Below are 12,887 nucleotides of genomic sequence, written 5' to 3' on the forward strand. Positions count from 1 at the left end.
GGAAGACTCATGGATCGTCTTTTCAAGCTGCTCACCGAGCTGAGCGTCGACCCCTTCGAGCACGCCGCGTTCACGACCGGCGGGCAGGACGCTGCGCTCACGGACGAGGAGCGCACCGCGCTCGTGCGATCGCGCTCGCCCGAAGCGCAGGCCGAGATCGCGGGCGGTGCGTGGAGCCGATGCGCCTGGATCGCCGACCCGGGCCCCGACCCCGATGAGGATCCCGACCCGCCGGGCCGAGAGGCGCAGGAGCCGCGGGCCGGATCTCGCCTCCCCGGCGGCGCTCGCGCGTGGATCTGAGCAGGACGAGCGTCACCTAACCTGTCGTGGCGGAGAAGGACGATGGACATCTGCGGCTGTGAGATCATCGAGCGGCTCCGGGAGGGTGCCCGCTCCACCGCCTACCGTGCGAGGCGGCGTTCGGACGGTCTCCCTCTGGTGCTCAAGGCCCTGAAGGAGCAGCATCCGTCGCAGGCGCAGATCGCGTCGCTCCGCCACGAGCACGCGATCCTGAGCGAGCTCAAGGACGTGGACGGCGTCGTGCGCAGCCACGGCGTCGAGGAGGACGGCGGGCGATATGCTCTCTTGATCGAGGACTTCGGCGGCACCTCGCTCAAGGCCATGAACGCCGCCGGGACGCTCTCGCTCGAGCGGACCCTCGCGCTGGCCATCGACGTGGTGAGTGTCCTCGAGGCGATCCACCAGCGCCGCGTCGTCCACCGCGATCTCAACCTCTCCAACATCGTGATGAACCCGGCCGACGGGCGGGTGAAGGTGATCGATTTCGGCCTCGCCTCGGTGCTCCCGCAGGAGTCGACCTCGTTCACGAGCCCCGGCGGCCTCAAAGGCACGCTGGCGTACATGTCCCCGGAGCAGACCGGCCGGATGAACCGGTCGGTCGACTACCGGACAGACTACTACTCGCTCGGGGTGAGCCTTTACGAGCTGCTCACCGGGCGTCTCCCCTTCACGGCGGACGACGTGCTCGAGCTGGTGCACGCGCACATCGCGCGGCAGCCGCCCTCGCCGCGGGCGTCGAACCCGACGATCCCCGAGGTCCTCGCGCAGATCGTGCTCAAGCTGATGGCGAAGAGCGCCGACGATCGCTACCAGTCCGCGCGCGGCATCCGCGCCGACCTCGCGGGCTGCCTCGAGAAGCTCCGCCAGCACGGCGCCGTCGATCCGTTCCCGCTGGGGCGACACGACCGCTCCGAGCGGTTCCACCTGCCGCGGAAGCTGTACGGCCGTGACGCCGAGGTCCAGGCTCTCATGGCGGCGTTCGAGCGGGTCGATCAGGGCGCGGTGCTCATGCTCGTGTCCGGGTACTCCGGCGTCGGAAAATCAGCGCTCATCCACGAGGTGTATCGCCCGCTCACCGCGCGGCGCGGCATCTTCATCGCGGGCAAGTTCGACCAGTATCGCGACGACGCCCCGCACGCCGCGCTGGCGCAGGCCCTCCACGCGCTGGTCGAGCAGCTCCTCACCGAGAGCGAGGAGCGCCTCGCGGCGTTCCGCGCGCGGGTGCGCGAGGCGCTGGGAGCAAGAGCGCGTGTCCTCATCGACGCGTGCCCGAGCCTCGAGCTCGTGCTCGGGCCGCAGCCCGACGTGCCGGTGCTGCCGCCCACCGAGGCGCGCCAGCGCTTCAACCAGACCGTGCGCGACCTGGTCGCGGCCATCGCCACGCCGGAGCACCCGCTCTGCATCTTCTTCGACGACCTCCAGTGGGCCAACCTCGATGCCTTGAAGCTGCTGGGGGAGCTGTTCAACGCCGCGCAGGATCTGCCGCTCTTTTTGATCGGCTCCTACAGGGACAACGAGGTCACCGACGTCCATCCCCTGTCGCTGACGGTCCGGGAGATCGCGGCGCGCGGCGCGCGCGTCGAGCGGCTCTCGCTCGCACCGCTCGGGCTCGAGCACATGAAAGAGATGGCCGGCGACGCGCTCGGCACCTCGCCCGAGGAAGCCGCTCCGCTCGCCGATCTCTTGCTCTCGCGCACCGCGGGCAATCCGTTCTTCGTATGCGCATTCCTGACCTCGCTGTATGCCGACGGGCTGATCGAGCGCAGCGCCGACGGCTTCCGGTGGGACCTGGACCGCATCCGGCAGCGCGGGATCACCGACAACGTCGTCGAGCTGATGGTGGCCCGGGTGCGGAAGCTCTCGCCGGCTGCGCAGGACCTGCTCAAGGTGGCGGGCTGCCTCGGCGGCATGTTCGACCTCGGCACGCTCGCGATCGCGGCGGATCGGCCGGTGGAGGAGGTCGGAGGCGACCTGTGGAGCGCGGCCACAGAGGGGCTCTTGATCCCGATGGATCGGGTCAGCTCCGCCGTGCAGATGGCGGCGGCGGGGCCCGGCCTCCGCTGTAGATTCGCGCACGATCGCATCCAGCAGGCCGTCGTCTCGATGCTGGACGAGAAGGAGGAGCCGCGCCTTCGCCGGGATGTCGGCAGGAGGCTCCTCGGGCGCTCGAGCGCGGAGGAGTCGGCCGGCCGGCTGTTCGACATCGTGGGGCTGCTCAACCAGGGGCGGGCGGCGATCGAGCAGCGCGAGGAGATCATCGATCTCGCCCGTCTCAATCTACAGGCGGCGCGGAGGGCGCTCCAAGCCGGCGCGGGGCAGCAGGCGCAGGTCTACGGTCAGGCGGGCATCGCGCTCCTCGGCGCCGAGGACTGGAGCGCGCACTACGAGCTCGCCCGCGACATCCACCTCGCCGCGGCCGAGGCCGCGTTCTCCCAGGGCGACTTCGAGGCGACGCAGACCCTGTGCGAGGTCGTCCGGCCGAGGGCCACCAGCGCGCTCGATGAGGTGAAGCTGCTCGACTTGGAGGGGCACGCCCTCTATTCGCAGCAGCGGCTCGCCGATGCGATGCGGGTATACCTTGAGGCGCTCCGGCGGCTCGGCGTCGAGATGCCGGAGAGCGCGGCTGCCGAGGACGTCGAGCGGGAGCTCGCGCTCACGGCGGAGGCGCTCGGCGACCGGCCGGTCGAGGAGCTCGCCGACCTGCCGGAGTGCGGCGATCCGGCGGACCGGGCGAGGATGGCCCTCCTGAGCCACGTGATCAACATCGCCGTGATCACAGGGGCGAGGCTGTTCTCGATCGCGGTCTGCCGGCTCGTCCAGATGTCGCTGCGCTGCGGGGGCGCGCCGCAATCCCCCTTCGGGTATGCCTACTACGGCTTCCTCCTCCTCTCCCGGGACGAGCTCGATCGGGCCTACCGCTTCGGCCGGCTGGCGCTGCGCCTCGCAGATCGGTTGAGCGACAAGGGGTCGCGCGCGCACACCTATCTCTACAGCGGCTTCATGGTCATTCACGTGAAGACGCCGCTCCACGAGCTCTCGCCGCTGTTCTCGGACGCCTATCGCTTCGCGCTGGAGGCCGGCACGCCATTCCAGGCCGCCAACGCGGGGGTGACGGTCTGCATGACCCGGCTGCTCGCCGGCGTCGACCTCGGGACGCTCGCCGCCGACATGGAGCAGTACGCGCACGGGATCGCGAAGCTCCACCAAACCATGGTCCTCGGCTGGATGCAGATCTACCAGCAGACCGTGCACAACCTGCGCGGCAAGACCTCCGATCAGGTCGTGCTCGCCGGCCCCGCGTACGTCGAGGCCGAGCGGGTCCCGCAGCAGCGCGCGGCCGGCGACATGGGGGCGATGTTCAACTACCATTTCTGCAAGACGCTCCTCTGCTACGTGTTCGGCGAGCACGAGCAGGCCGCGGCGATCGCGGAGGCCGCCGCGCCCTACGCCGCCATCGTCGAGCGGTCGACGTCGGCCTCGCCGTGGATGCTGGTCGAGTCGCTCGCGCACCTCGCGGTGTACGACCACGCGGACGCGGCCGCGCGCGAGCGGATCGGCGCGCTCGTGGAGCGCAACATCGCCAAGCTCGAGAAGTGGCGCGAGCACTGCCCGGCCACCTACGAGCACAAGCTGCTCCTCATCCGCGCCGAGCGCGCGCGCGTGCTCGACCAGGACGACGTGGCCCGCGACGCCTTCGAGCGCGGCGTGGAGCTCGCGGGGAAGAGCGGCTACCAGCACGAGGCCGCCATCGCCCACGAGCTCGCCGGGCGCTTCTACCTCGCGCGGGGCGACCAGAAGCTCGCGCGGCAGCACCTGCGCGACGCGCACGAGGGCTACCTGCGGTGGGGCGCGGTCGCCAAGGCCAAGGCGCTGGAGAAGCAGCACCCGGGGCTCGTGCCGCACGTCGCCTCCGGCATCCTCGCGACGTCGAAGTTCTCGGAGACGGCCGGCCGCGAGCTCGACTTCAGCATCCTCGACCTGATCAGCGTCCTCAACGCGTCGCAGGACCTCTCGCGCGAGATCGAGCTCGACCGCCTCCTCTCCCGGCTGATGCAGATCCTGCTGGAGACGAGCGGCGCCGAGGTCGGGTACCTCCTCCTCGAGCAAGGCGGCCAGTGGGTGATCGAGGGCGAGAAGTCCGTCGATGAGGACGCCAAGGTCCTCCAGTCGATCCCGATAGCCGATCTCGCGCCCCGGGGGCGCCGGGGGCTGCCCACCTCGATCGTCTATTACGTCGCGCGCACGCAGGAGAGCGTCGTGCTCGACGACGCCGCCGCGAACCCTCGCTTCGGGCGCGACCCCCACATCACCGGGAACGCGGTCGGCTCGGTGCTCTGCTTCCCGCTCGGCCGCCCGGGAGGCCGGCGCGGCATCGTCTACCTCGAGAACAGCCTGGTCAAAGGCGCCTTCACGCCGGCTCGCATGCGCATCCTGCAGATGCTCTCGACGCAGGCGGTCATCTCGCTCGAGAACGCCGCGCTCTACAACACCCTGGAGCAGCGGGTCCAGGCGCGCACCCGGGAACTGCAGGCAAAGAACGAGGAGCTCGCGGCCACCTTGAAGCGCCTGCGCGAGGCCCAGGACCGCATGATCGTGCAAGACCGGCTCGCCTCGCTCGGCTCGCTCACGGCCGGCATCGCCCACGAGCTCCGGAACCCGCTCAACTTCGTCAACAACTTCGCCGAGCTCTCGGTCCGCCTCATCGACGACATCGGCGGTGACATCTCGACCCTCGCCCGGGGGCTCGACGACGGCCGCGAAGAGTACCTCATCGAGGCGCTCGGCGACCTGACGACCAACGTCAAGAAGATCGGCGAGCACGGCCGGCGCATGGAAGGCATCATCCGCTCGATGCTCGACCACTCGCGGGGCGAGCGCGGAGAGCGCCAGGCGGTCGACTTCAACACGCTCGTGACGACCTACGTCAACATCGGTTATCACGGCGCCCGCGCGCGCGCCTCATCGGCCGAGATCGCGATCGAGCTCGACCTCTCCCCTTCCATCGGCCAGATGAGCCTCGTCCCGCAGGAGATCAGCCGCGTCGTGATCAACCTCGTCGACAACGCCTGCTACGCCGTGCGGCGGAGAGACCCGGCGCGCGGACAGGGGCCCTCCCCTCGACTCCGGGTCACGACACGCGATCTCGGCGATCGTGTCGAGCTCCGTGTCCATGACAACGGCCCTGGCATCCCGGCGGGGATCCGGGACAAGATCATGAACCCCTTCTTCACGACCAAGCCGCCTGGCGAGGGCACGGGGCTCGGGCTCTCGATCTGTCATAACATCGTCGTCGAGGGCAACGGGGGCTCCCTGACCTTCGAGACGGAAGAAGGGGAGTTTACCGAGTTCATCGTGACGCTCCCGAAGCACGTGCCCGGCCAGGAGCTCGGCGCCGCGTAGGCGCCCTGGTCAGGCCGCCGCGAGGCCCCTACATCCATCCTGCAGCGCGCGGACGACAGATGTAACGGATGTAGACGGAGCGCGCGGAGCAGCGCACGCTGTCATTGACTCCCCTACTCCACCGCTGTAACATGCGGCTCGCTATGGCAGAACCCATCATCGCCGAGAAGTACATGCTGATACGGCATATCGGCGGTGGCGGCATGGGGCAGATCTGGGAGTCGGAGGATTTGCGCCTTCAACGCCGTGTCGCGCTCAAGCTGATGAGCGCCGAACACGTGGAGTCACCGGAGTCGTGCGCCCGTTTCGATCGCGAGGCCAAGTCGATAGCGCAGCTCCGCAATCCGCACGTCGTGCACATCTACGATTACGGGGTCGACCACGGGGTCGACGAGGAGCGGCCCTACATCGCGATGGAGCTGCTCGAGGGCGAGGATCTCCAGCGCCACCTCGATCGCGTGAGGCGGCTCCCGCTCCCGGCGGTCGCGTCGATCGTGACGCAGGCGGCGCGGGGCCTCGCGGCCGCGCACGCCGCGGGCATCGTGCACCGCGATCTGAAGCCCGGGAACGTCTTCCTCGCCCGGACCGAGGCCGCCGAGGTCGTGAAGCTCCTCGACTTCGGCGTGGTCACCATGCGGTCGAAGAGCGACGATCTGCGCCTCACCGGCGGCGGCGGCCTCATCGGCACGCCGACGTACATGAGCCCGGAGCAGATGCGCGGCGCCGTCGTGGACCACCGGAGCGACCTCTGGTCGCTGGGCGTCCTCGCCTACTGCGCGCTCACCGGCGAGCTGCCGTTCACCGCGCAGACGCTCGGCGGGCTGGTCGTGGGCATCTGCACGGAGCCCTTCCGTCCGGCGTCGAGCCTCGTCCCGGGGCTGTCGGCCGAGCTGGATCGGTTCTTCGAGCGCGCGCTGGCCAAGGATCCGACCCAGCGCTTCCGGTCGGCGCGCGAGATGGCCGCTGCGTTCGCCGCGCTGGCCGCCGGCAACGAGCGGCGCCCGGCCAAGATCCTGATCGCCGACGACGAGCCTGACGTCTCCGCCCTCATCAAGCAGTGCTTTCGTCGCCAGATCCGCGAGGGCATCTACAACTTCGTCTTCGCCGAGGACGGCGAGAGCGCGCTCGCCGAGCTCCGCAACCACCCCGACACGGATGTCGTCCTCACCGACATCAACATGCCCCGCATGGATGGCCTCACGCTGCTCCCCCACATCGGCGATGTGACCCCGCACGCGCGAGCGGTGGTCATGTCCGCCTATGGCGACATGCAGAACATCCGCGCCGCGATGAACCGGGGCGCGTTCGATTTCCTGGTGAAGCCGATCGATTTCAAGGACCTCGAGCTCACGATCGAGAAGACGCTGAAGCAGGTGTGCGAGCTGCGCGACAACAGCCGATCGAGCCGGGAGAACGACCTCCTGCGCACGTTCGCGAGCCCGCTCGCCGTCGAGCGGCTCCGCTGCCCCGACGGATTCGGGGCGTGCGAAGTCGCGGAGGGCACCGTCGCCTTCCTCGATCTGGCCGGCTTCCACGACGCGGCCCGGGGCAAGCGCGCGGAGGAGACGGTGCGAATGCTGAACGCGAACCTCGACGTCATCGCGCTCGAGCTCTCGATGCGGGGTGGGACGATCGACAGGTTCCTGGGCGACTGCGTCATGGCCCTCTTCCGCGGCCCCAATCACGTCGCGCGCGCGCTCGATGCGTGCTTGGTCGTGCGCGCGCAGCTCGAGACGCTCGCGCGCCGCGCCGGGGAGGCATCAGCCTTCGTCCCCGGCATCTCCATCGGTGTGGCGACAGGCGAGCTCATCATCGCCGAGATCGGCTCGCGGGCCTGCCGCCGGCTCGACTGCACGGCGCTCGGCGAGGTCGTGAGCGTCGCCGCCCAGCTGGAGACCGCGGCCGAGCGGAATCAGATCCTCGTGAGCGGAGAGGTCCACGCGAAGGCCGCCGGCTTTCAGTGCGCGCCGCGCGGGCAGCGCGCCTTCGTGGGCGCCAAGGGGCCCGTGCAGATCTTCGAGATCGTCGGCCGCGCGACCGTTGCGCAGGGGACCGTCGCGGGAGCTCAGAGCGACGTCCCCACGCTCGAGATTCGCTCCAGCCGAGCGACGTCGCCCTCCTGAGCGCTGGGTCCAAGGACCCGCTGCACGACCGGCTCGTGCAGCGCGACGAGGAAATGGAGGTGGAGACGAGGACGACGCCGACGCCCTGCCGTGGTCCAGCCCACGGAGGCGTTGACAAGGATAACCGGCTTTGCTCACATACCCAGTCCGCTCGGAGCATCGCGCGTCCCTGGGGACGGCCGGTAACATGGTGGGCACGGGTCAAGACACCTCGGACGCGGAGCCGACCCAGGCGGCGATCCTGGGCAAGTACCGGCTGATCGCGAAGCTCGGCCGGGGCGGGATGGGGGACGTGTTCCTGGCGATCGCGCGGGGGCCGGGGTCTTTCAACAAGCTCGTCGTTGTCAAGCGCCATCGCGGCGTGGGCGGAGACGGCGAGAAGGTCGTCGCCATGTTCCTGGACGAGGCGAAGCTGTCCGCCCGCCTCAACCATCCCAACATCGTCCAGACCTACGAGGTCGATCACGACGACGACGGCTACTTCACCGTGATGGAGTACCTGGAGGGCCAGCCGCTCAGCGCGCTCATGAGGGCGGTGGCCGAGGGGGAGCCGGGCGCCGCGGGCTTCACGCGCGGCGTCTGGGTCAGGATCGTGGCCGACCTCTTGAGCGGCCTCCACTACGCGCACGAGCTCCGCGATTACGACGGCGCGCCGCTCGGCATCGTCCACCGCGACGTCTCCCCGCACAACATCTTCGTCACGTACGACGGCGCGGTGAAGCTGCTCGATTTCGGCATCGCGAAGGCGTCGATCAACGCCGACCTCACCGAGACCGGGAAGCTGAAGGGCAAGACCTCGTACATGGCGCCGGAGCAGGCCGTCGGCAGCGGTTCGACCGATCGGCGGGCCGACATCTTCGTCGCGGGGATCGTGCTCTGGGAGCTCCTCACGCGGGAGCGGCTCTTCGGGGGCGACGCCGTGAGCGCGCTCTGGAAGCTGGCGGCCGTGGACGAGATCCCGCGGCCCTCGCTCCTCCGGCCGGACATCCCGCCGGCCCTCGACGCCATCGTGGCGCGGGCGCTCGACCGCGATCCGGCGAAGCGGTTCGCGACCGCGCAGGAGATGCGCGCGACGCTCGAGGACTACCTGCGCGCGGCGGGCGAGGACGTCGGGTCCGACGAGATCGGCGCGAGCATGCTGGCGGCGTTCGCGGAGCGCCGGGCGAGCATGCAGCGGCAGGTCAAGGCGTACCTCGATCAGAGCGCGCAGGGCGTGGACCGCCCGAGCACGCCCGCCGAGCCCCGCCCCTCTCGCGTGAGCCACTTCGAGGGCGCAGAAGGAAGGCGCATTCAGCCCGTGATCGCCCTCGACGAGGACGTCGGCCAGCGGACCTCGGGGACGCCGGGCCCCGGGCGCCCCGCCTCGGACTCGACGAGCCTCAGGTCGAACCCCCGCACGGCCGCCGGGCCGCAGCAGCGCAGCTACTGGATCGGGGCGCTCGGCGCGGCCGCGCTCGTCGCGGCGGCGGCGTTCTCGACGCGCCGCCCTGGTGGGCAGGCGCCAGCCGCCGGCTCCGCCGCGGCCGTGCTCGTCGAGCCGGACGCCGGCGCTCGCTGCACCGGGGTGCTCCGCGTCCGGATCACGACGGGCGACACAGGGACGGCCACCGACATCTCGCCGCCGTACAACTACGGGGTCTACGACTACCTGCGTCACCTCAACGACAGTCAGGGAGGGCTCCGGGGCTGTCCCATCGACGTCGACATGAAGGACGCGCAGTACGACCCCGCCAAGACGGAGGAGGTCATCGAGGCGTGGCGGCAGCAGCCCGGGTGGAGCGAGGTCTCCACGCTGTTCGTGTTCGGCACCGGGCCGACCACCCGTGTCGCCCCGAGGCTCACGGAGGAGAAGAAGCTCATCATTCCCGGTTCGTACGCCGGCTCGCTCGCCACGCCGGTGCCGATCTCGGCGGACGTGTCCCATGCCGAGTTCAACGCGCTAGGCCAGAGCGCCGCCGCGACGGAGCACAAGACGAGCCCTGGATACCCCTACATCTTCTTCCCGGCGACGGACTACTCGACCGCGATCCGCATCGGCATCAAGGCCGCCTGGAAGATCGCGCCCGGGCGCATCGCGATGGTGCACGACACGATAGACAAGTGTCTTTACTGCGTCGATCCGCTCGCCGCGGGCAAAGCCTACGTGGAGGAGCTGCCCGGGATGCTGCTCGGCGAGGATCTGATCGTCCCGCAGACGTCGTCCCTCGAGGATGAGGGGCGAATCGTCGACGCGGTGATCGGCTACGTGAAGCGCGAGATCGAGAAGAAGCGGGCGGACCCGTCGTATGTGCCGACGAGCTGGTTCTGGGCCGGTAACAGCGTCCTCCCCTCGTCCTTCGTCGGGAAGGGCGCGGCCGCGGCGCAGAAGCTCATCCAGCAGGCGTTCCCGGGGCCGGAGAAGCACCGCTGGCAGCTGCGCGTGATGGCGAACAACTGGGGTATCGGCGAGAGGACCCTGGCGGTCTGCGGGGCCGACTGCGCGGGGATCTTTTATGGGCTGTTCCCGGTGCCCGTCTACGGCGACACCCAGCACTCGAGCGGGATGGCGGAGATGCTGCGCATCCACAGGGCCTACCGGGAGAAGGACGGCCACCCGCTGGAGCTGTACCAGGACCAGCCCTACGTCCAGGGCCACGCCGCGGCGCTCATGTGGCGGGAGGCCGTCGAGCGGGCCATCGACGCCGGCCGCACGCACCCGACCGGAGAGGACCTGAAGGCCGCGCTCGAGGGCTTCCAGAACGTTGTGCTCGACGGGATGACGGCGGGGCCCATCTCGTTCAGCGCGAAAGACCATCGGCCGCAGGCGAACGAGTCGGTGTACACGATCGGCGGGGGCGCGGACGGGGGTGGGGTCGGGTTTCGGTTCGTCGATCACTGCTCGATCGAGCTCGACGCGAAGTGGCTCGGGTACTGAGCTGAGCCCGCGCCGCGCTGCCGGGAGTGGCAGAGAGGCCCGAGAGAATGGAACCGCCAAGACCCCACGAGACGCCAAGATTTTTCTGTGTTTCTTGGCGTCTTATGGCGTCTTGGCGGTTCCTCTCTTTCCGCGACGAACCTCCCGCAACAGGGCTATGTCGGCCCAGAGATCCGCCAGAACCCGATCCTCGCTGCCCCCGTCAGATCCGGCCCAACCGGCCCCTTGCCCCAGAAATGGTCATCGTAGTTGGGCACCGTCCACCCCTGCCCGTACGCCCCCATCACCGCGTAGATCACCTCGTCGTCCGGCTGGACCTCGATCGCCGTCGTCACCCACGCCTGCCGCACCGGCGCCGGGCTCTCGTCGTCGAGCAGGTAGCGCGCGAACTTCGATCCTTCGGTCGTGTCGTCGAACGACTCCGTCGCATAGCCGAGCAGGAGGTGCAGCCCGTCGAACGCGCCCGCCCACCGGTAGCGCCACGCGCCGCCGTCGTCCTGGAGCGGGCCGCAGGCGGCCACCACCATCCACTCCAGGTTGGCGTTGCCCCAGCGGGCGTCGCTGAAATGGAGGACCCGGTCGTTCATCGCGCTGCAGAACATGAACCCGACGCCGTTCGCGTGCCCCGTGTAGAACGTGAGATCCACCGAATCCGCGAACGACGCGTCCTGGCCGCCCAGCGCCGGATCCTTGAAATCGACCTCCCACGCGCGCTGATCGCCCCAGTTGAAGCGGGACTCGATTCCTCCCTCCCGGAAGCCCTTCAACAGCCCATCGACGTTCGCCGCCGAGTGATCGAGGCCGCCGCAGAGCCCGACCCACTCGGCGCCCACCACCGCGCGGCCGTCGTCGACCGGCGGCGGGAGCGGCGGGCGCGCCGCGTCGAGCCCCGCCGCCGCGCGGCCGAACGAGAGCCCCCGCGATGCTGTCGCGACAAGACCGTCGGCGTCCGTGACATAGAGCGAGAGCGTGTCCGTCTCCCCGCGAAGGCCAGAGACGCCAGACACCTTCACCTGCGAGACGCCTTCTCCCCCTTCACCGACCGAGTCGAGCCCGTCGAGCGAGCGCGCCGACGATACCCACCTGTACGTGTACGGAGCAGTACCTCCGGTGACGCTCGCCTCCGCGAGCGCTGTCGCGCCGTCCACACGCACCGAGATCTCGGCCCTCGGAGCGTCTATGACGGCCGGCACGATCCGCTTGCGGACGTCCACCACCTCCCCGCCGACCGTCCGCCGTGCGCTGCACACATAATGGGGCAGGATCCGCCGTACCTCGCGGGACAGCGGCGGCGCGTAATAGACGAGCTCCGGCTCGGCCGCGATCACCGCGCCGCTGCCCAGCGCGCCGGCGCACAGCGCGGGGGCCTCGGAGGCCGGGACGATCGCGACGTCCTCGCCTCGCTCGAGCTCGCGCCGCGCGTAGATCAGGTGGGTCACGGCGCCCTCGCCGTCGAACGTCACGCGGACCTTGGCCCCGGGGCCGATCAGCCGGATCCCCTCGAGCTCGTCGCGAAAGCTCACCTGCGTGTCGAGCTCGGCCCGCGCCACATACCGCCCCTCCGCGTCAACCGCCTCGAGCAGCGAGTGGCCGACGGCGAGATCGCTCCCGACCGGCAGGCCCGCGGCGTCCAGCGCGGCCCACGCCCGCGCCGCCGCGTCCGGCTCCGGCAGGACCTGCAGCGCCGCGAGCGCCTCGAAATCCAGGGCGTCATCGCCCGCCGACGTGGCGAAGCCGCGCTCGTCGCGGAACCCAGGCGCGGGCGGCGCGTCGGCCTTCCTCGTGGGCAAGCGCTGGAATCGCGCGCCGTCGAGGTAGCGAATCGCGCCGTCGGCCACGAGCGCGGCGGCGCCTCCCCGCGCGGGATCCTCCGCGAGCCCGAGCGCGCCGGCGAGCGCCGACGCCCGCGCGACGTCGGCGCCGCCGCCGATCACGCGGTATGCGGGCAGGGATCGCGCCTCCCTGCCAGGCGACCCCGCAGCGGGCGACGCCGCGCGGAACACGCCGCGATCGGCGCTCTCCGGGAGATCCTCGCGGGCGTCGCGGCCGCTGCACCCGGCGACGCCGAGGGTCACGAGGAGAAAGACGCCCAACACCCCATCCGGTGATCTCTTCATCAAAGTCTCCCTTTCCCTGCGGCGACGGCGAGG

5 protein-coding genes are annotated in these 12,887 nt (G+C 70.2%); 4 read left to right on the forward strand and 1 reads right to left on the reverse strand.

Annotated features, from left to right (window positions below):
- The first annotated feature begins 9 nt into the window (after positions 1-9).
- The 4 genes from WMF19_RS23995 (at position 10) to WMF19_RS24010 (ending at position 10,737) form a co-directional block, all read left to right on the forward strand.
- The gene (locus WMF19_RS23995; protein ID WP_437901250.1) at positions 10-300 is read left to right on the forward strand and encodes a hypothetical protein; all 291 of its coding nucleotides are present in this window, start codon (positions 10-12) and stop codon (positions 298-300) included.
- A 42-nt stretch (positions 301-342) separates the two neighbouring features.
- Positions 343-5,700: a trifunctional serine/threonine-protein kinase/ATP-binding protein/sensor histidine kinase gene (locus WMF19_RS24000; protein WP_437901252.1), complete on the forward strand. Its 5,358-nt coding sequence runs from the start codon at positions 343-345 to the stop codon at positions 5,698-5,700.
- A gap of 143 nt (positions 5,701-5,843) precedes the next feature.
- Positions 5,844-7,823 carry a protein kinase domain-containing protein gene (locus WMF19_RS24005; RefSeq protein ID WP_437901254.1) on the forward strand — a complete coding sequence of 660 codons (1,980 nt, stop codon included), beginning with the start codon at positions 5,844-5,846 and terminating at the stop codon, positions 7,821-7,823.
- Positions 7,824-7,953: 130 nt separating this feature from the next.
- A complete protein-coding gene (locus WMF19_RS24010) occupies positions 7,954-10,737 on the forward strand; it encodes a protein kinase domain-containing protein (RefSeq protein ID WP_437901256.1) in 2,784 nt (927 codons plus the stop codon).
- A gap of 155 nt (positions 10,738-10,892) precedes the next feature.
- Here the strand turns inward: WMF19_RS24010 and WMF19_RS24015 are convergent, their stop codons facing one another.
- Positions 10,893-12,854: a DUF6345 domain-containing protein gene (locus tag WMF19_RS24015; RefSeq protein WP_437901258.1), complete on the reverse strand. Its 1,962-nt coding sequence runs from the start codon at positions 12,852-12,854 to the stop codon at positions 10,893-10,895.
- Between the last annotated feature and the right edge of the window lie 33 nt (positions 12,855-12,887).

This window comes from Sorangium sp. So ce124 (assembly GCF_051525235.1).
Taxonomy (GTDB): Bacteria; Myxococcota_A; Polyangia; order Polyangiales; family Polyangiaceae; genus Sorangium; species Sorangium atrum.